The organism is Massilia sp. Root351 (assembly GCF_001425045.1).
In the GTDB taxonomy this organism is placed as follows: Bacteria; Pseudomonadota; Gammaproteobacteria; order Burkholderiales; family Burkholderiaceae_D; genus Rugamonas.
Window position 1 is genome coordinate 223,554 of the sequence record NZ_LMDJ01000005.1, and the last position, 17,329, is coordinate 240,882.

Below are 17,329 nucleotides of genomic sequence, written 5' to 3' on the forward strand. Positions count from 1 at the left end.
CCTAGCACGCCACCGGTTCAACGGCGAAACGGGCGCCGTATAGCTGGAAATGCGCCATCGGCGCGGTATCGAATGGCCATGCGCGCTCGCATTCGCCGTCCGCATCCAGCCGTCCTTGCAGCAAGATGGCGCCGCCGCCGTCCACCACGCGCAGCATCGGCTGCTCGCGCAGCAGGCGCGCGGCGAATGGCGCGTCCCCATCCAGTTTCAGGATGATCTGCCACCCGGCGCCAGCTGGCCCCTGGCCCGGCAGGAAATGCAGCTGCCAGTACCCGTCGTCGGTCACCAGCTCATCCAGCACGGCGGCACTGGAGGCGGCGCGCAGCATACCGTGGCTGCCACGCCATACCGGGTCGTTGGCCGCGTGCGGCGCGGAACCGCCCCCGGTTGCGCGCTCCGAACGCCGCTCCAGCGATAACTGCCGGAAACGGCGCAAGGTCAGCGGAGAGTCCTGCAACGCCCGGCGCTCGTTCGGCGTCAATACGCGGCTACCATCCAGCGCCGCCAGCAACACGGCGTCCGGCAGCATCAGGCGATCGCCCGGCGCCGCCCGCGACAGCAGCAGGCGCTCTTGCAATTTCTGGTCTGGCGTGGTCATCTCTGCATCCCTCTGTTCATCGCGTATAGCTTGCCGATCGCCTCGTTGCGCCGCTTGCGCAACGTCGGCATCGAAATCCGGTCCAGTGCCGCCAGCTGCTGCAAGGTCGGCAGCTCGCCGGTGGCCGGGTCCAGCCAGGCGTCAGGATAGCTTTCATCTTCAGGGCCCAGCAGCTTCTGGTAGACCGCCAGCCGGATCGGCAGCGATTCCTCGCTCAGCACCTGCAGCATCCGGCTGCCGCCGTCCTGCGCAGCGGTAGCCAGTTCCATAAAGCGGAGGGGCAAGGAAAGGCTGGCCGCCAGGGCCCGGTCTGCTGCGGCCAGCACAGGGTCGCGTACGGGCTGCACGGTGGCCGGGGGCGCCAGCAGGTCCGCGCCATCCTCGTCCGGACCATCGCCTTCGGCCGCCTCGGCCGGGATTTCGAACTCCTCGTCCTCCTCCTCATCGGCCAGCGGCTGCAGGATCTGGTCCACCACATCCGGCAGAGGCGCTTCCTCTTCAGCCGCTTCGGACTCGCCGATCACGCGCAGATAGTCATCCATCCAGGCGGCGGCTTCATCCTCGTCGCCGCGCCAGTCCTCGGCCGCGCCCATATTGGCCGACAGCGCTTCGTAGTCGGCAATGTCGGCCATCAGCGCGGCGATTTTTTCTGGGCCGTTCTTCAGGCTGGAGAAGCGCTTCGATTTGGTGTGCAGCGGCCCCGGCGCGCCGCCGAAGCGCTCCAGCGACTCGCTCCAGCGTATCACCCAGTCGGCCTTGCATCCGCCTATGGTTTTCATCTGGCGTGCTTCGATGGGAATGCCGTCCGCCGCACGGCCCAGGATCGCGGCCACCTGCTCGGGGTGCTGCCGCCAGTTGGCGAACAGCTGCTCGATCTCGCGGTAGGCGGTGTCGAGCATGCGGTAGGTGTACATCTTGTTCGGACTGCACGCGCGGCCGGTGGCGACCTGGTAGTTATCGGCGTCCACTTTGTCGCGCAGGCCGGCGTACATATCGTTGAATTTCTTGCGCAGCATGCCTTCGCTACCCGGCTTCAGCCAGAACGCACCATGCCTGGCGTGCTCGCCGGCGATGGCGGAGGCCAGGGCGCTCCAATAGGAAGGCTGCGCCTGCAGCTCGAAGGCCAGGCTGGTCGCCAGTTCGGACACGCTTTCGCCATAACTGTTGCCGGCCGCCTCGCCACGCGCGCCGCGCTGCGCCAGGCGCAGTTCGGCCGCCAGCGCATCGGTGTAGATATCCAGCTGCGCCGCTTCGTGCGCGCCGTCCAGCAGCAGATGCAAATCCATGTGGCGCACGGCCAGCAGCGAGCATCGGCCCAGGAGCTTGCGCACCTGTTCCCAACCATGTTCCTGATAACGCGTTCCCGGCAGCCGCATGTGATCCCGTACTCGAAGAATAAGTGCCGCCGGACCATAGGGATCGTATGGTCTTCGACGGACACTTCAAAATCATGCCACATCCGGCGCTCATCCATTCCCCTTGTTACAGGGCTATTTACCCTTCTGTTCCACGTTCCGGCCCGGCCAACCCGCCAGCAGGGCGGCCGCCATGGGCGCGGCGTGCTCGCCGCCGGTGGTGCTGGAATGGCTGACGAAGGCCGCCACGGCGAGGCGATGCGGCTGATGCGGCAGGCTGCCAGGCTCGAGCCAGCCGGTGAACCAGACCGTGGCGGCGCCGTCGCTGACCGGGGCCGTGCCGGTCTTCCCGTACAGGCCACGGCGCAGCGCCGCCAGCGACTGCGCGCCGAACGCGCCGGCGGCGGTGCCCGAATCGACCACGCCTTTCATGCCGGCCCGGATGCGGTCCAGCCGGATGCCCAGCGGCTCCTGCCGCGGCTCCCCGGCCGCCCTGCCGTTCAATTCCAGCAGCAGGCGCGGCGCCACCGTGGCGCCCTGGCCTATGGCGGCCGACACCATCGCCATCTGCAGCGGGGTGGCTTGCATGCGCAGGCCGATCGCCATTTGCCGCAGCTCGTGACGGGTGTGGATGGTGTCCATGTGGGCCGGCGTCGCTTGCAGCGCGTCATAGGCTTGCCAGGCGAAGTCTTTCGGCAACAGGCCGCCGTCCAGCCGCAGGCGTTGCTCGAAGCCCAACCGATGGGCGGCGGCCGCGATCGGCCGCACCGGGTCGAGCGCGCCCGATTCCAGCGCCTGCACGCCGGGCACGCCGCCGTCGGGCCGGCCGAACAGGCTGCGGTCGCTCATTTCCGCCGACCAGGCGAACCAGGTATTGAGACTGTAAGTCAGCGCCTGCGGCAGTCCCAGCCTGCCCTCCTGCGCGCGGCGGTCCAGCCCTTGCTCCTTGTAGTTGGTGATGCGTGCGCCCGCGCCGGCGGACGCGCTTGCAGGATAGGTGGCGGCGCCGGTCTCGAAGGAATAGCCGCGCTGGCGGGCCACAGCATTGATGGCGGGCAGCGGCATGCCGCCCAGGAGCGCATCGAGGCGCGGGTCGGACTTTGCCGCCAGTTCCAGGCCGACCGCGCTGACAATCTTGAACGTGGAGCCGGGACTGCGGTGGGCACCGCCGTCGTGCTGCAGCGCTGGCAGGCGCAAGGGGCTGCGGGCAGGGTTGGCGCGGTCGAAGTCGCGCACTTCCGGCCAGTTGGCTGCGCCGGCGGGGGCATTGCCGGCGCCTGCCGCAGCCAGGATGTCGCCTGTTTCGGCGTCCAGCAGCACTAGTCCGGCGTGCCGGCCCTGGGGCGCGGGTTGGCCTCCGCCGCAGGTCTTGCCGTCCCAGCGGCCATGGCGCATGCCTATGCATTCAATGATGCGCTGGCCAAGGGCCTGCAGCGGCAAATCCAGCGACAGCTTGCCGCTGGCTGGCAGGCCCGCAGATGGGGCGCCGCTGCCGCTGCCGCTGCCGTTGGCGAAGGCGCGGGCAAGCACGCCGGCGATGCTGCTTGCGTGCTCCGGGGCGATGCCCAGCATGGCGCCCAAACCAGCATCCAGCGCGGCCGGCGTGCTGCCGCCATCGGCCCATAGCAGCGTGCCGTTGCGGTCTTGAAGCTGCACGCCGGCGCCGGCCGGAGCGCGGGCGGCGCCGGCCGCGCCGCCGGCGCCGCCCGGCAAGGCGGCCTCCAGCGGCTGCCAGACGATGCGGCCGCCCGCCACGCGCAGATGACGGTAAGCCTGGTCGCCGGACGCGGCCACGCCTGTCATGTCGAGCGGCTGCACCTCCACCTTGATGGCGCGTGCGCCCGCCAGCGGCTCCAGCGTGAGCCGAACGGCATCGCTCGCGGAGGCGCAGCCGCGCCCGGTGCATGACGGCGCGAGCGCCGCACGGGCGCCGGTGACCGACACTACCCGCCCGGCGATGAGAAGCTGCAGCGCGGCGCCCTCGCGCGCGGCTGCTCCCCCAGGGCCGGACCCGGGCCAGACGGATGCGGCTTCGACTTCGGCTTCGGCTCCGGCTTTGCCCGCGCTCGCGCTTGCGGCTTCGCCACCGCCTATCGCAGCGAGTGTTGCGGCTCCGGCTATGCCGCTGGCGGCAGCGGTCAGCGGCAGGCTGAGCGTCACCGTCTGCGCGGCGCTGGCCTGCGGCCAGTAGGCGACACGCGTCCACGGTTGCCAGCCTTGCGGCAGCTCGGCGAACAGGCGGGCGGCGGCGGGCGGCATGTGCGTGGAGGCCGCAAGCGGGCTGTCGCCGGCGCTGGCTTCCCATGCGGGCCCCGATTTGACGCGCCATGCCAGCAGGCGCCGCTCGCTGTTGTAGATGTCGACCTGCTGACGCACGTATGCCCCGTCGGCCTGGTGGTAGAGCCGCTTGAGCAGTTTGATGCCTGCGCCGTCCAGCCGGACGTCACGCCACTCCGCCAGCGCGGTGGCGCGCGAGGAGGCGCCGCTGGCCAGCCATTGCGGCAAATCGCGTGGAGCGATCGCGATCATGCCGCCGGCATCCAGCCGGACCAGCCCCGCCGCCTGCAGTGCGGCAAACAAAGCCTGGTCTTCCAGCGCGGCCGGCGCCTGGGCCGGGACATGGTAGACGCCGGGCGGCAGATAGGCCGCCACCGCGCCGCCGGCCGCGGGGAACGCAGCCAGCAGCGCTTTGTCGCCGAAGCCGGTGGCCGGAGCGGCGGCAAGACTGCCGTTGCCCGCTTGCCGAAGCTGATAAAGCTGTACCACCAGTTCTCCAGCCTGCGGACAGCCCACGCTCGCGCGGCGCTCGACGCGCATGGCGGCGCCGTCGCCCCAGGACAGCCAGCCCTGCCGGAACAGACCCACCGTGGCGCTGGCGCCCTCCTCAACCCTGCCGGCCCCGGCGTCTCCCAGCCAGCGCGCCGACGTGCCGGGTGCGCTGCGCCAGCTAAGCTGCAGCGGTTTTCCGCCGAAGTCCGCGCCCGCGTCGCCGCTGATGCGCACCTCGGGCATGGCGGCCGATACGGCTGACTCGCCGCCGACCAGCAGCACATTGCGCAACGCGCCCGACGGCGCCACGCCCTGCGCAGCCTGCTTGTCCATCCACCGCTGAACGTCATCGAAGCGGTAACCGAGCCTCAGCGGCACCAGCCGCGCGCTGCCAGGTTCGCGCAGCTGGCTGCACAGGTCCACGCGCACCGCGCCCATGCCCTGCATGCCCGCCAGCGTCACCACGGCGCCGCCCGCAACGGCACTGAAGCGCACCCCCGCCTGCCGCGCCACCGTCAGCGTCGCGCCCGGCAGGGCGGCTTGATATACGGTTGCCGCATGGCGCGCGCTGGCGGCATCCAGCGTCGTGATGGTAGCGGCACCAAGTGCGCGCGCATGGCCGATGATGGCTGCCGCGCCGCCCAGTGCGGCGAGCACGCCGGCAGCGGCCAGCCATAGCGTACCGCGCGGCGCGGCGGCAAGCCGCCGCCAGGACGCGCCGGCCGAACGCCACAGCGCGCCATACGCATCCTGTACGCGACCCGCAGCACGGCCCGCAGCGTGCGCAGCAGGCTCACGGCCGCCTGCGCTGCCTGCGCTGCCCGCGCGCAGGTTGCGCGCCCGGCGCAAGGCGCGGCGGCGCTCAGCAATGGACTGCAGAATGTGACTGAACTTGGCCCGCATATGCCCCTCGCCCCGATGGTATTCGTATGGCTGGGCTTAGCAGGGGGAAGCAGGAAAAGGTGGCCGGATTGCCATTGCGGCCACACCGTTTTATCGCCGGATTTTGCATCTCGCGCCACAAAATCCGCCGCCCGTCGCAATGCGGTGGAGGGCTGCATGGCCTTTGAGTACAGTGCAGTCATCGGAACACCAAACACCACTGACCACCAACCTGAAGGAAGAGCAAAATGAACGTCCTGAAAAACTTCGAAGCCCTGTTTGTCGTAACCCTGGGCCTGGCCTGCGCCGCCAACTACGTACTTGACAGCGACACCGCGACCGCCGAAGCACAGCCAGTTGCAGTCCGTGCCGCCGCACCGGCCTACGCTGCCGCCAAGGACATGCAAGTCGTAGTCGTCAGCGCCAAGCGCCTGAGCGCCGAGCAGAAGCTGCAACTGCTGAACGATGAGCGCAAAACTTCCGCGTCGGCCAAGATCTGATGCCGGCCCCGCACATTCGCCTGCACGCCACGCGCCACAACAGCGCACCCGCGTGACAGGCGAATCCTCTTCTGTGCGCCAGCGCACGTTGCATGCAGGTTTAAAGTCTTTCCAGCTGTGTCAGTTGTAATAAGTTGCATCTTCCTTTCTCCGTGCAAGCAGCACTTGATATAGTGAATTCAGCGTCACTCATATCAACGGAGAACAACATGATCAAGCCTACCTTATACGCAGCAGCCCTGCTGGCTATCAGCTCTGCCGCTTTCGCGCCTATGCCTGCTTCGGCCCAGGTGGACGTCAATCTTGTCATCGGCACCGCGCCGCCTCCGCTGCGCTATGAAAGCCTGCCGCCGCCACGCCACGGCTATGTCTGGGCTCCCGGATTCTGGAACTGGAATGGTCACCGCCACGTGTGGGTCGCCGGCCACTGGCTGCGTGAACGCCCGGGCTACTACTACACCCAGCCGCAGTGGGTACAGTCGAACGGCCACTGGGTGCGCCACGAAGGCCGCTGGGACCGGCGCGGCCGGGGCGACATGGACCGCGACGGCATCCCCAACCGCTATGACCGCGACCGCGACGGCGACGGCATCCCGAACCGTTACGACAACCACAACAATCGCGCCTATGGCCACGATCGCGGCCATGACCGCGGCCGCGGATACGACAACGACCGCGACGGCGTGCCGAACCGCCACGACCGCGACCGTGACGGCGACGGTGTACCCAACCGCTACGATCAGCGTCCCGACAACCCGCGCCGCAACTAAGCCGTTTTAACCGGGCTGGCGCTCCAGTACCGCGCCAGTCCCAGGTTCTTCAGCGCCGCGTTGACAAAACGCGGCTCCAGCAGCTCTTCCGCCGGCAGCGGCTGCCGTATCAGCTTCTGGTTGCGGGCGAAAGCCACCACCCGCCTGTAATGGCGGTACACCACGTCATCGTACAACGGCGTCCAACGGTCTTTCCACGGCAACGAAGGATCATCATAGGAACGCCTTATCACGCTTTCCGGCGTGCCGTTGCGCGTGCCGTCGCGTATCACCGCGTTCCGGTTGTCCTCCTGCGCCGCCCAGTACTGCGCTTTCACCCAGGCCGTGGCCACCAGCTCAGCCAGTTCCGGGTTGGCCCGCGTGAAGTCCCTCCGCCCCCACAACTCCGCACGCATCTTGCGGTCCGGCTGCCCCTTGCTGGTCCAGATGATCTTGCCTATGCCTTTGTCCTCCAGGGGATAGCCGTTGAGCTGGAACAAGCCGTCCACCGCGCCGGTAGCCAGCGCTGAGGCGCCCGGCTTGATGTCCATGTTCACCAGCTTGAAGTCACGCGGCGTGAGCTTGTTATCCTCGATCAGGTGCAGCAGACCCAGTTCCCACGGCCGTCCGCGATGCACGCTGATGCGCTTGCCCTTCAAGTCCAGCAGCGAACGCGCGCTGGAGTTGGTGGGCACCAGCAGGAACAGGTCCGCGCCGCGCCCCGCCGGCACGATAACCTGTGTCCGCACGCCCCCCGCGTTCAGTATCACAGACGGCAAATCGCCGTAGCTGGCAAACTGGATGCGGCCGCTGGCAAACGCCTCGTTCATGGTGGCGCCGGTGTCCCCCGTTACGGGAAACCATTCCAGCAACACGCCGCGCTTGGCCAGCTCGCGCGCGAGCCAGCCGTCCTGCTGCACGCGGTAGGGAGTGCCGCCCAGGCTGGCCTTTCCGTTTTCGGCAAACGCGGTGACAGCGATGCGCAGCACCTCGGGCTGTCCCTGCGCACGCGCAACGCCGGGCAGCAGCGCCGCTGCCGGCCCCAGCTTCAGAATTGATCGTCGGTCCATGCTGTTGCTTCCCTGGTTGGCGTCAGGCCGCGCGCCGGTTCAGCGACAGCGCCGCCTCGAACGGACGCGGATCGATCCAGCTGCGCACGTCCACCGGATTGGGCAGGAACTGCCAGCGGAACAGGAAGTCGCTGAAATCCTGCAGCCCGGCGATGGACGTCTCGGACAGATCGGTATCGAGCCGCAGGTGCGCGTCTTCGCCATAAGCCACCGTGACCCAGTACTCGCTGCTGTTCGATTCGCGCGCCAGGAAGCGCCGCGTGTCGTCCGGATTGCCGCGCGCCCAGGCTTCGGCCCGCAGCACCTGGTCCACGACGCGCACCGCCGAATCGAAATGGTGCTCCAGCAGGTTCTGGTCCACCGTGAGCGTGCGCGGAGTGCCGTTGTTGGCGCGGATCAGCGGTTCCGGGTGCGCGCCGGTGTCGATCACCGTGTGCAGTCCAAACAGGCTGGCGATGTGGGCCGCGCTGGCGCCCTTGAGGAAGATTGCATCCACTTCGCCGCGCAGCAGGCCAAGCAACTCGGCGCTCTGCCCGCCGCTGCGGCGGCCGCCGAATACATTGCTGCCGGCCGCGCGCACCGCAGGCGCGTCGCTCTGCCCCGCTTCGATGACAAAATCGACCAGCTCAACGTCGCTCACGGCCAGTCCCTCCAGCTTGAGGGCGTTTTCCAGGCCGCGTATGGCCTGGGCGCGCGCGAAGTCGATCTGCGCCGAGGTCCAGCGCGGCAGGCCGAAACGGCGGCCTTTCAGGTCGCGCACGGTCTTGACGCCACTGTCCGGCAACGACAGGATCAGCTGCGTCTCGTCCGACCAGGACAGGCCCAGCACGCGCGTGTCGCGGCCCGCCGCACGCGCCCACAGCGCCGGGATATTGCCGCCATGGCGCACCGAATTTTGCAGCGTATGGTCGAAGTGCGATTCGCGCACCGCCTTGTCGTTCGATTCGCGCAGCGATTGGACATTGGTGCATTGCGAGCGGAACGACTCTTCCAGCCAGCCTTTCTGCAACGCGATGCCGAGGCCGGTCGGCACCGGGCAGCGGGTGTACCACAGGGTATCGAGGGAATTGCTCATGCCAGCTCCTTGCTTGGGTTAGTGAGTGGATCAATGAATGAAATCTGCATGCAGGCTGTCGCGGATGGCCACGAAGCCGGCTTGGCCGCGCTGGCGCGGATGCGGCAGCGCCACCTCCTGCACGCGGCGGATGCGGCCGGGCCGCGCGTCCAGCACCACGATACGGTCGGCCAGGTAGACCGCTTCGTCGATATCGTGCGTCACCATCAGCATGGTGATGCCTTCGTCCTGCCACAGGCGGCGCAGCTCCTGCTGCAGGCGCAAACGGGTCAGCGCATCGAGGGCGCCCAGCGGCTCGTCCAGCAACAGCACGTCCGGTTTGCCGACCAGGGCGCGCGCAATCGCGGCCCGCTGCGACATGCCCCCGGAGAGCTGGTGCGGGAAGGCGTCCGCGAAACCTTCCAGCCCCACGCGGGCAATCTCCGCCGCCACGCGCTCGCGACGCTCGGCCACAGGAACGCGGGTGTTGGTGAATGCCAGGGCGATGTTCTGCTGCACCGTCAGCCAGGGGAACAGGCGGTGATCCTGGAACACCAGGCCCCGGTTCAGATCCGTGTCCCGGATGTCCTTGCCGTCGTGCTGCAGCCGGCCTTCGTATTCGGTATCCAGCCCGGCCAGCAGTCGCAGCAAAGTTGATTTGCCGCAGCCGGATGCGCCGACGATGGCGACGAACTCGCCCGGCTCCACACGGAACGAGATATCGTCCAGCACTGGCAGGCGTTCGCCTTTCAGATCGAAGGATTTGCTGACATGCTCGATCAGCAGGCCGCCGCTGCGGCGCTGCGGCCGCGCGCTTGGCAATGCGTGCAGCAATGCCTTGGAAATTGGTGCGTTCATGGTGCTCCTTCAGGATTCAAATCGATGGATGCGGCGAGCAAGCCGGTTCAGGATGGTGTTCATGGCCTGTGCCACCAGTGCGATCACCACTACCGCCAGCAGCACCACGTCCATGCGGCCGGCCACTTCGCCGTTCAGCAGCAACGAACCGATGCCGGGGCCGGCCGCAAACAGCAACTCCCCGCCCATGCAGGCCAGCCAGGAAAAGGCCAGTGCATGCGTCAGCCCGGTGACGATGGCAGGCGTGGCGGCCGGCAGCAGCACGCGGCGGAAGGTCTGCCATTGCGTCAGTGTCAAAATCCGGCCAACTTCGCGCAGGCGCAGCTCCACATTGCGGATGCCTTCGCAGGTATTGAGCGTGGCCGGATAGAAGGCGGCGATGGACACCACCAGCAGCTTGGCCGCGTCGCCGCTGCCTACCCAAAGGCCGAGCAGCGGGATCAGTCCGAGCAGCGGCACCTGCCGGATGCTGTGGAACAGGGGGCCGATCAGGCGTTCGGCCACCCGCGACTGTGCCATCAGCGTGCCGGTCACGATGCCCGCCGTACCGCCCAGCGCAATGCCGGTAAGCGTGCGGCCCAGGCTCACTTTCACGTGCAGCCACAGCTCGCCGGACGCCAGCAGCTGCAGCAGGCTGTCCCACAGCAGCGGCAGCGGGACGAAAATATAGGCGGCGCTGGCGCCCTGCCCGGACGCCCACTGCCATGCGGCCAGCAAGACCGCAGGCAGCAGTGCGGCCTTGAACAGCGCGATTGCTTTGGTTTGCATGGTCAGCCTTTCTTCCAGCGGGTAAGGCGCTGCTCGATCAGGCGGAAAGTGCGGTCCAGCGTGAAGCCGATCACGCCGGTCAGCACCACGCCCACCATGACCACATCCAGCCGGAACATCTGGCGCCCCATCTCCATCATTTGTCCAAGGCCGCTGTCGGCAGCCAGCAGCTCGGCGCCGACCAGCACCATCCAGGAACGGGACAGCGCAATGCGCACTCCGGTGAGCACGTCGGGAACAATGGCCGGCAGCGCAACGCGGCGGATCACGTCCCAGCGCGAAAAGCGGTACACCGAAGCCACTTCGAAGTAGCGCGCCGGCAGATTGCGGATGGCGTCATGCGCGGCCAGCGCCACGATGAAGAAGGTCGCCTTGGCCACGATGAACACCTTGAAACTCTCGCCTATGCCCAGCACCAGGATGAACAGCGGAATCAGCGCCACGGTGGGCAGCTGGCGCAGCACGTTGAACGTCGGCTCGACGTAGGCGCGCAATGGCTTGGACAAGCCGAGCAGTACGCCCGCAGCCAGTCCCGCCGCGCCGCCCAGCGCAAAGCCGGCGAACAGGCGGTAAAGACTCACGCTCAGGTGGTCCGGCAGCTCGCCGCTTTGCACCAGCTCGGATGCCGTTAGCGCCACCTGCCACGGCGACACCAGGATCTGCGGCGGCGCCCACTCCAGGGCGGTGGCGGCGGACCACAGCAGCAGCAGCAGCACCGGGGCGGTCCAGGCCGACCAGCGCGCAGCCAGCCAGCGTTCCGCCAGCCCGGACGGAAGCTTGCGGCGCCCGCTGCCCGCTGGCTGGCCATCTGCCGGGCGATGCACCTGCCTGGCCGGCTGCGCAAGCTCGTGCGGCGCGGCCTCGCCGGTCAATGGCTGCGTCGGCCTGTATGCGGCGGCTATCGTCATTGTGTTCACTCCTTCCTTAACGGGTCCAATAGTCTTGCAGCTGCAGCTGGGCCAGGCCCTGCCTCACGAACTGCGGCGCAAACAGGGCGTCCACCGACAGCGGCCTGGCGATCAGGCCCGCCTGCTTCGCGTACTCCGCCTCGGCGGCGTAGTGCGCGCGAACGGCCGGCGTGAACAGCGGCGACCAGCGATCCTTCCATTGCGTGCTGTCGCCTTCCAGCTCGCGCCGCACCACCGCTTCGCTCTGCCCGCCGAGCGACTCGGACTTGATGTAGCTCTCGCGCCCCGCATCGGCTGCTGCCGCCGCCTTGTGGTACTCGCGCAGGTAGCCAGACACCACCAGCTGCGCCACCTGCGGATAGCGCTGCAGGAAAGCGCTGTCGCCCCATAATTCGGCGCGCATTTTCCAGTCCTCCGGCGCCCTTTTGCTGGCCCAGATGATCTTGCCCACCTTCTTGTCCTCCAACACGAAGGCGTCGCTCAGGGTGAAGAAGGCATCGGCCCCGCCGGTGGCCAGCGCGGCAGCGCCGGCCTGCGGATTCAGGTTCAGTATCCTCACGTCGCTCAGCTTCAGGCCATTGGCCTGCAGCAGGCGCGCGAACGGGTATTCCCACGGCCGGCCGCGATGCAGCGCAATGCGCTTGCCCTTCAGGTCGCGGATCGAGCGGGCAGTCGAACCCGGCGGCACTACCAGGTAGGTGTTGTTCAGGCTGCCGCCCGGCAGCACCAGCCGCGTTTGCAGGCCGGAAGCGTTGGCGATGATGGAAGGCAGGTCGCCATAGCTGGCGAAGTCGATGCTCTTGCTGGCGAAGCCTTCGTTCACCTGCGCCGCCACCGCATTGGTGGTGACCGGCACCCACTCCAGGCGCACGCCCAGCTTGCCCAGCTCCGCTTCCAGCCAGCGCTCCTGGGCCACCTGGGCCGAGGCGCCGGCAAACACGGTCTTGCCGGCCGGCGCCGGACGCGCCACGGCCGCAATGCGCACCGTTGCCGGCAACGCGGCGCGCGGCGCGGAGGCGCTGGCTGCGGCAGAAGCGACTTGCGACGCACCAGCCGCCCACGCCAGCCCGGCCTGCGCGAGGCCCGGCATGGCAGCGCACACCGCGCAGGCGGCAGCAGCCAGCAGGTCTGCAAACACAAGGCGCGCGCCGCGCCGACGCGGAAGGGGCAGTGTCGTCATCATCTCAGCTCCTTACAGATCGCTGGCAGGCAGCAGGGACAGTTCGCGTGCAGTCTCGATCAGATTGCTCATCTTCCACTGCTGCAGCAGCACGCCGGGACCGAAGTCGCGCGAGCCGCCGACGGCTTCGGCCTGGATCTGGATCTTGGCGCCCTCCTCCAGCAGCAGGATGAACTCCGCCAGCTTCAGCAAGCCCTGCTTGCCCCACACGGTGGCGCCGCCGTTCGCTTCCAGGATGGCGGTGGAGTGGGGATTCTTGCCGATCAAGCCCAGGATGAAATCCACTTCCGCCTGACGGCGGTCGATATAGATCGGAATTTCCCGGATCAGCTGGAAGCGCTGCACCGGCACATAGCGGATCGGCAGCGTGCGGTGTGTCTGCGCCCAGGCGCCCAGCGCCGGCGAGTGCACGTGCGAGATCGACGTCACTTCCGGCCGCTCGTTGAACAGCTTCAGGTAGCGGCCGCCGCCACCGCCGGCCCCGGAATAGACGTTGCCATCCAGGCCGATGACGGATGCCGTCAGCGGCTGGCCCTTGCGGAACGGGCCCGGATCGTTCACCACCACCACCTTGTCTTCGCCCGGAATGCGTTCGACGAATCCGACGGTGCCGTTGGCGGTCAGGCTGCCGGTTTCGCGCAGCGCGTTGAACGCCAGTTGCGCATCCTTGCGGACCTGCTCCACGAACTCCTGTACCTGCACGCTCAGCTGCGCTTGTGCTACCAGTGCTTCAGTCATTGCATTTCTCCCTGCGGGTTGGTCATGCCTCTACTTTCGCAAGACGCGTGCCAGCCGAAATGCCCGCCGGCGAGGCCCGCCACTGCGCGCGGCGTAGCAGCCGCTGTTGATATCGCAGCAGCATGCCGCGCCACTGTCGCGCCGGCAGCATGCGGCATGCGTGCGGCACGCATGGCGCGCGGGCATGCTTCCTGCAATCCCTGAAGGCGGCCGCCAAAGCGGACCGACTCAAGCTACTCACCCACCACTACAAGGACAAACATGCGCACTACCGAGAAGCAAGCCAAGCCCGTCGAGACGGTTTGGTTCACCCGTTGTCCCGTACCGACAGCCACCGGCCTGGCCTACAAGCTGGGATGGCTGGACCAGGAATTCGCGCCCGACGGCATCAAGCTGCAAACGCTGCAGGAAGTGGGCGGCGAGCTGGCGCGCCATCACTACGACCACCAGCTGGAAACGCTGGTGCGCGAAGGCGGCAACCTGCTGGCGCTGCCGGCGCGGGCGCAAGGTGCGCCGACCCGGCTGATCGGCCTGACGTGGATAGACGAGTGGCAGTCCATCCTGGTCCGTCCCGGCTCCGGCATCACCAGGCCGGAACACCTGAAGGGCAAGCGCCTGGCGCTGCCGGCCTTCCGCAGCGACGACCTGCAGAACAACCGGCGCGGCCGCAGCATCGCACGCGGCATGAGCCTGGCGGGCTACAAGGGCGTGCTGGCTTCCGCAGGGCTGACGCTGGACGACGTCGAACTGGTGGAGCTGGGCCAGAACGGCCCGGCCGAATACCGCAACCTCGGCACCAATCTGTGGGAAGGTATCTCGCCGCTGCTGCTGGGCGAGGTGGACGCGGTCTACGTGAAAGGTGCGGCAGCGGCCGACGCGGCGCGCGATGCCGGCGTGGTGGTCGGCATCGACCTGGACAAGCTGGAGCGCCGCTTCCGCGTCAACAACGGCACGCCGCGCCCCATCACCGTGCACGAAGGCTTCCTGCGCGACCACTTCGAACTGGTGGTGCGCTTCCTGACGCAGACGCTGCGCGCAGCCGAATGGGCCAAGAGCCACAAGGACGAGGTGCTGCAGATCCTTCAGGGAGAGACCCGGGCCGGTGGCCAGGGCGTGGCGGAAGCCTACCGCGACGGCTTTCACCTGGCGCTGGCGCCGGACTTGTCTGACGAAAAGGTGGAACTGTTCCGGCAGCAGAAGCACTTCCAGCTGGTGCACGGCTTCCTGGACCGGGACGTGGATGTCGACGCGTGGATAGACCGCAGGCCGCTTGAAGAAGCGCAGCGCCGCGTGGCCGAAAGCCTGCGCGCGGCGGCCTGAGAAAGAGCGGCGGGTTGTGCGCTACGCGCTAACCCGCCGACAGCCCGGCAGCCGGCTTTCAAAGCTGCGCGGTATAGGACAGGCCAAAGGTGCGGCGCGCGCCCCAGTACACCGTGTCGCCATTCACGGTACCCGGCACGAAGCTGGTCAGCGTGTGGTTCTTGTAGATCTTGTCGCCTACATTATTCACATACGCGCTGAAGGTGTGCTTCCCGCCCGGCAGCGTGTACGACAGGCGCGCGTTGCCGATGCCGTAGGCGCCCTGGTTCAGCAGCCCGCGCGTATCGGTCTGCGGATCGACATAGTAGAACTGCTTGGAGGTGTAGCGCCAGTCGCCGCTGAGCACCAGCTTGCCGCTGGCGACGGGCAGCTGGTAGTCGGCCTGCAGCAACGCGGTGCCGTGCGGCGACCGTACGAACTCATTGCCCGATCGGTTGCCGCCGTTGTTCTGGATATTGAACTCGTCGAACTCGGTGCGCAGGATGCCGATGTTGGCGTTGATGTGCAGCTCGTCGGTCGGCTGCAGTTCCAGTTCGAACTCCGCACCGTTCACGTGCGCCTTGCTCACATTCTGCAGGTAATTCACGCTCTGGGTCGGGTCGCCGTTGTAGATGCCGGTGATGTTGACCTGCACGTTCTTGTAATCGTAGCGAAACAGATTGGCGTTGAAATTGAGCTTGTTGTCCCACCATTCGGATTTCAGGCCCAGTTCAAAGGAGTTCAGCGTTTCCGGCGCCACCGTGTTCAGCGCGCGCACGTCTGTCGCGCTGGTGTTGTAGCCGCCGGACTTGATGCCATGCGCCGCCTTGAAGTAGACGCGCGCGGTTGAACTGAGCCGGTATTCCGGCGTAAAGTCCCAGGTCAGCGCATCCCAGGTGGTGGACGGGGTCGAAACGAAGTTGTTGTTGGCAACGGCGGCCGCGCCAAAGTTGGCGCCGCTGACCGTGTTCCACCAGTTGTCCACATTGCCGAATTGCGGTGTACCGGATGCGGCCTGCCTGCGGCGCAGGTTCAGGTCCTTGGTCTCCGTGGTCCAGCGCAGGCCCAGGATGGCTCGCAGTTGATCGCTGAACGTGGCGGTGGCGCTGCCGAACACCGCGAAACTGCGCGCCTCGTGACGGTAGATGGTGCTGTTGTAGCCGACCGGCTGCGTGCTGCCGGCGAGCGCCGGAGCGGCGCCGTTCGGCAGGCGGGCGGACGCGGAATCAGAATCGATCTTCTCGTTGAAGTAGAACAGGCCTGCCACCCAGCTCACTTTGTCATCCTGCGGCGACGCCAGGCGCAGCTCCTGCGACCACTGGCGGCTCTTGGCCGAACTGTGGCTGCGGCTGATTTCCAGCGGGGTGTTGTCGCCATCGCCCAGGCTCTCTGTGCGGTAGTTTTCGAAACCGGTGATCGAGTTGAGCGAGTATGGGCCGAGCTGGTACTCCAGCGCCAGTTGTCCGCCCCCCTGCTTCACCGAGCTGTTGGCCGGCGCATTGGCGCTCACGTCGTCCGGGTTGGTGCTGGGGATGTAGCCGTTGCGGTACACACCGTTGGCGCCGTAGCTGGCCACGGTGGTGATGGTGCCGTCGGTCTGGTAGTCGCGATAGTGCAGGTTCAGGTTCGCGCTCAGGTCCTTGCCGAGCAACGCTTTCAGCTGGCCGCGCACGGCGCTGTCGCGCAGCGCGCCGTCCTTGCTGCCGGTGAACAGGTTGTTAAAGCGTCCTTCGCCCTGGTCTTCGGTGTGGAACGACAGGCGGCCGGCCAACACCTCGTCCACCAGTCCGCCGCCGATGGCGCCCTCCACAAGTTTGGTGTCGTAGCGCCCGTAGTCCACTTTCAGGTAGCCGCTGTTGCGGAAGCTGGGCTTCCTGGAAATGACGTTGATGGCGCCACCGGTGGTGTTCTTGCCCCACAAGGTGCCTTGCGGGCCGCGCAGCACTTCCACCCGGTCCAGATCGAACAGCGGGAAACCGGTGGCCGACGAGTTGCTGATGTAGACGTCGTCCAGATAAAAGCCGACCGGGTTCGGGAAGTCGATCTGCTGCTGGCCGGCGCCCACGCCGCGTATCCACCAGCGCGGACGGCCGTGCTGCTGTGTTCCCGCCGAGGCGTTCGGCACGAAGTTCAGGATCTCCGAGGCGGAGCGGCCAACCCCGTCGGCCAGCAGTTCCTTTCCGCCAAGGACGGTGATGGAGCTTGGCACCGATTGCGCCTTCTCCTCGCGCTTCTGCGCGGTGACGGTGACGGTTTGCAGCGCGCCCAGGTCGCCCACGACGTAGGGAACGCTGGCGGCCGCCGCTGCGGCAGCATCGGCTTGCTCTTCCGCGTGCGCCAGGCTGGGGGCAAGGCTGCCGCTCAGGGCGATGGCAAAAACCGCGCGCAATTCACGGCTGATGGTGGTGCGTTTAAATCGGGTGGCTGGCGATTGCTGGGGATGCATGGACACTTCCTTTGTAATGAGTAAGAGGTAAGTTACTCATTGCAAGCGCCGTGCCTGACTGCCACCGCAGAAGCAGGCCTTATAAACCAAGGCCTTCTTTGAAATGAAGCGAAATGCTGATTTTGAAACACCCAGGCGGCGCATGCTGCCTGGGC

At 67.3% G+C, this 17,329-nt stretch carries 14 protein-coding genes; 3 read left to right on the top strand and 11 right to left on the bottom strand.

The window, feature by feature from the left end:
- Position 1: 1 nt before the first annotated feature.
- The 3 genes from ASD15_RS10235 to ASD15_RS10245 form a co-directional block, all read right to left on the bottom strand.
- Entirely contained in the window at positions 2 to 598 is a 597-nt protein-coding gene (locus tag ASD15_RS10235; RefSeq protein ID WP_057154737.1) for a hypothetical protein, read from the bottom strand.
- Entirely contained in the window at positions 595 to 1,929 is a 1,335-nt protein-coding gene (locus tag ASD15_RS10240) for a hypothetical protein (protein ID WP_307188272.1), read from the bottom strand. Before ASD15_RS10240 ends, ASD15_RS10235 begins: the two co-directional genes overlap by 4 nt.
- A gap of 159 nt (positions 1,930 to 2,088) precedes the next feature.
- A complete protein-coding gene (locus ASD15_RS10245) occupies positions 2,089 to 5,625 on the bottom strand; it encodes a penicillin-binding transpeptidase domain-containing protein (protein ID WP_057154739.1) in 3,537 nt (1,178 codons plus the stop codon).
- 227 nt (positions 5,626 to 5,852) lie between these two features.
- Between ASD15_RS10245 and ASD15_RS10250 the strand changes: the two genes are divergently transcribed.
- Together ASD15_RS10250 and ASD15_RS10255 are read left to right on the top strand one after the other, a co-directional pair.
- The gene (locus ASD15_RS10250) at positions 5,853 to 6,104 is read left to right on the top strand and encodes a hypothetical protein (protein ID WP_057154740.1); all 252 of its coding nucleotides are present in this window, start codon (positions 5,853 to 5,855) and stop codon (positions 6,102 to 6,104) included.
- A 209-nt stretch (positions 6,105 to 6,313) separates the two neighbouring features.
- A complete protein-coding gene (locus ASD15_RS10255) occupies positions 6,314 to 6,874 on the top strand; it encodes a YXWGXW repeat-containing protein (RefSeq protein WP_057154741.1) in 561 nt (186 codons plus the stop codon).
- On the opposite strand, the gene ASD15_RS10260 is transcribed toward ASD15_RS10255, so the two are convergent.
- The 7 genes from ASD15_RS10260 to ASD15_RS10290 are packed head-to-tail and all read right to left on the bottom strand — an operon-like array spanning position 6,871 to position 13,429.
- Complete coding sequence (locus ASD15_RS10260) at positions 6,871 to 7,923, bottom strand: ABC transporter substrate-binding protein (RefSeq protein WP_057154742.1); 1,053 nt, start codon at positions 7,921 to 7,923, stop codon at positions 6,871 to 6,873. The two genes, ASD15_RS10255 and ASD15_RS10260, sit on opposite strands and share 4 nt — an antisense overlap.
- Before the next feature lie 22 nt (positions 7,924 to 7,945).
- Positions 7,946 to 8,998, bottom strand: coding sequence for an ABC transporter substrate-binding protein (locus ASD15_RS10265; RefSeq protein ID WP_057154743.1), 1,053 nt, complete (start codon positions 8,996 to 8,998; stop codon positions 7,946 to 7,948).
- A 30-nt stretch (positions 8,999 to 9,028) separates the two neighbouring features.
- Positions 9,029 to 9,835 (bottom strand): ABC transporter ATP-binding protein, encoded by an 807-nt coding sequence (locus ASD15_RS10270; RefSeq protein WP_082551728.1) that lies wholly within the window; start codon positions 9,833 to 9,835, stop codon positions 9,029 to 9,031.
- 9 nt (positions 9,836 to 9,844) lie between these two features.
- Positions 9,845 to 10,603 carry an ABC transporter permease gene (locus ASD15_RS10275; RefSeq protein ID WP_057154744.1) on the bottom strand — a complete coding sequence of 253 codons (759 nt, stop codon included), beginning with the start codon at positions 10,601 to 10,603 and terminating at the stop codon, positions 9,845 to 9,847.
- Positions 10,604 to 10,605: 2 nt separating this feature from the next.
- A complete protein-coding gene (locus tag ASD15_RS10280; protein WP_082551729.1) occupies positions 10,606 to 11,511 on the bottom strand; it encodes an ABC transporter permease in 906 nt (301 codons plus the stop codon).
- Between the two features lie 16 nt (positions 11,512 to 11,527).
- Positions 11,528 to 12,694, bottom strand: a complete 1,167-nt coding sequence (locus ASD15_RS10285; protein WP_057154745.1) for an ABC transporter substrate-binding protein — start codon at positions 12,692 to 12,694, stop codon at positions 11,528 to 11,530.
- Positions 12,695 to 12,703: 9 nt separating this feature from the next.
- Positions 12,704 to 13,429 (bottom strand): class II aldolase/adducin family protein, encoded by a 726-nt coding sequence (locus ASD15_RS10290; protein WP_057154746.1) that lies wholly within the window; start codon positions 13,427 to 13,429, stop codon positions 12,704 to 12,706.
- A 261-nt stretch (positions 13,430 to 13,690) separates the two neighbouring features.
- On the opposite strand from ASD15_RS10290, the gene ASD15_RS10295 reads away from it, so the two are divergent.
- Positions 13,691 to 14,749 carry an ABC transporter substrate-binding protein gene (locus ASD15_RS10295; RefSeq protein WP_057154747.1) on the top strand — a complete coding sequence of 353 codons (1,059 nt, stop codon included), beginning with the start codon at positions 13,691 to 13,693 and terminating at the stop codon, positions 14,747 to 14,749.
- A 58-nt stretch (positions 14,750 to 14,807) separates the two neighbouring features.
- Here ASD15_RS10295 and ASD15_RS10300 read toward each other — a convergent pair whose 3' ends face one another.
- Positions 14,808 to 17,174, bottom strand: coding sequence for a TonB-dependent receptor (locus tag ASD15_RS10300; protein ID WP_057154748.1), 2,367 nt, complete (start codon positions 17,172 to 17,174; stop codon positions 14,808 to 14,810).
- Between the last annotated feature and the right edge of the window lie 155 nt (positions 17,175 to 17,329).

Excerpts from the sequence above, each read along its gene's own strand:
- ASD15_RS10235 (WP_057154737.1), bottom strand. The coding sequence starts at position 598 with ATGACCACGCCAGACCAGAAATTGCAAGAGCGCCTGCTGCTGTCGCGG.
- ASD15_RS10245 (WP_057154739.1), bottom strand. The coding sequence starts at position 5,625 with ATGCGGGCCAAGTTCAGTCACATTCTGCAGTCCATTGCTGAGCGCCGC.
- ASD15_RS10250 (WP_057154740.1), top strand. The coding sequence starts at position 5,853 with ATGAACGTCCTGAAAAACTTCGAAGCCCTGTTTGTCGTAACCCTGGGC.
- ASD15_RS10255 (WP_057154741.1), top strand. The coding sequence starts at position 6,314 with ATGATCAAGCCTACCTTATACGCAGCAGCCCTGCTGGCTATCAGCTCT.
- ASD15_RS10260 (WP_057154742.1), bottom strand. The coding sequence starts at position 7,923 with ATGGACCGACGATCAATTCTGAAGCTGGGGCCGGCAGCGGCGCTGCTG.
- ASD15_RS10265 (WP_057154743.1), bottom strand. The coding sequence starts at position 8,998 with ATGAGCAATTCCCTCGATACCCTGTGGTACACCCGCTGCCCGGTGCCG.
- ASD15_RS10270 (WP_082551728.1), bottom strand. The coding sequence starts at position 9,835 with ATGAACGCACCAATTTCCAAGGCATTGCTGCACGCATTGCCAAGCGCG.
- ASD15_RS10275 (WP_057154744.1), bottom strand. The coding sequence starts at position 10,603 with ATGCAAACCAAAGCAATCGCGCTGTTCAAGGCCGCACTGCTGCCTGCG.
- ASD15_RS10280 (WP_082551729.1), bottom strand. The coding sequence starts at position 11,511 with ATGACGATAGCCGCCGCATACAGGCCGACGCAGCCATTGACCGGCGAG.
- ASD15_RS10285 (WP_057154745.1), bottom strand. The coding sequence starts at position 12,694 with ATGATGACGACACTGCCCCTTCCGCGTCGGCGCGGCGCGCGCCTTGTG.
- ASD15_RS10290 (WP_057154746.1), bottom strand. The coding sequence starts at position 13,429 with ATGACTGAAGCACTGGTAGCACAAGCGCAGCTGAGCGTGCAGGTACAG.
- ASD15_RS10295 (WP_057154747.1), top strand. The coding sequence starts at position 13,691 with ATGCGCACTACCGAGAAGCAAGCCAAGCCCGTCGAGACGGTTTGGTTC.
- ASD15_RS10300 (WP_057154748.1), bottom strand. The coding sequence starts at position 17,174 with ATGCATCCCCAGCAATCGCCAGCCACCCGATTTAAACGCACCACCATC.